This window comes from Parapedobacter sp. SGR-10 (assembly GCF_011030405.1).
In the GTDB taxonomy this organism is placed as follows: domain Bacteria; phylum Bacteroidota; class Bacteroidia; order Sphingobacteriales; family Sphingobacteriaceae; genus Sphingobacterium.
In genome coordinates, this window is the sequence record NZ_JAAJTJ010000076.1 from 1 (window position 1) to 463 (window position 463).

At 44.7% G+C, this 463-nt stretch carries 1 protein-coding gene; it reads right to left on the bottom strand.

Translation table 11 applies throughout. The annotated features are described in order from the left end of the window. Window positions 1-72 precede the first annotated feature (72 nt). Window positions 73-462: a transposase gene (locus G5B00_RS17925; protein ID WP_205966480.1), complete on the bottom strand. Its 390-nt coding sequence runs from the start codon at window positions 460-462 to the stop codon at window positions 73-75. Between the last annotated feature and the right edge of the window lies 1 nt (window position 463).

The window sequence follows — 463 nt, forward strand, 5'->3', positions numbered from 1 at the left end:
GAAGGTGTCCAAAAAGGTCACCTTCTTTTTTTTGTTCATGGATTTTTTCGTAGATCTCTTCTCGTCGACTTTTTATGCTGCCATAGGCTGATTTGAGGCTTTATTTGGCACGTATAGTTCCAATAGCGTTTTCAGCTGTCCATCACGGGCAATCAATGTTTTTTTCGTCTTTTCAGTTTCATCTTTTTGGCGCTTGTTGCCCCATTTTCTCAGGTTATGTCCTATGCACATCAGTGCAAACTCAATATCTATCTTTTCAAGTCCCCTCATGGAGAACCTGTTGAACCTGTTGTTGCTTTTCATCTGGCCGAATACGGCCTCTACTTCTATGGGCCGTTTGCTCCGGTGATATAACCCTGTTTCAGATGTCAGGCGCTCTCTGGCCTTTGCTTTTAGTTCGTTCAAACGGTGGTTCACTTCGATCCGTCTGTTACCTTTGGCCTTATGGCACTGCCCCCGCATG

Bases quoted from the DNA above. Each gene is read 5' to 3' on its own strand.
- G5B00_RS17925 (WP_205966480.1), bottom strand. From the start codon at position 462: ATGCGGGGGCAGTGCCATAAGGCCAAAGGTAACAGACGGATCGAAGTG.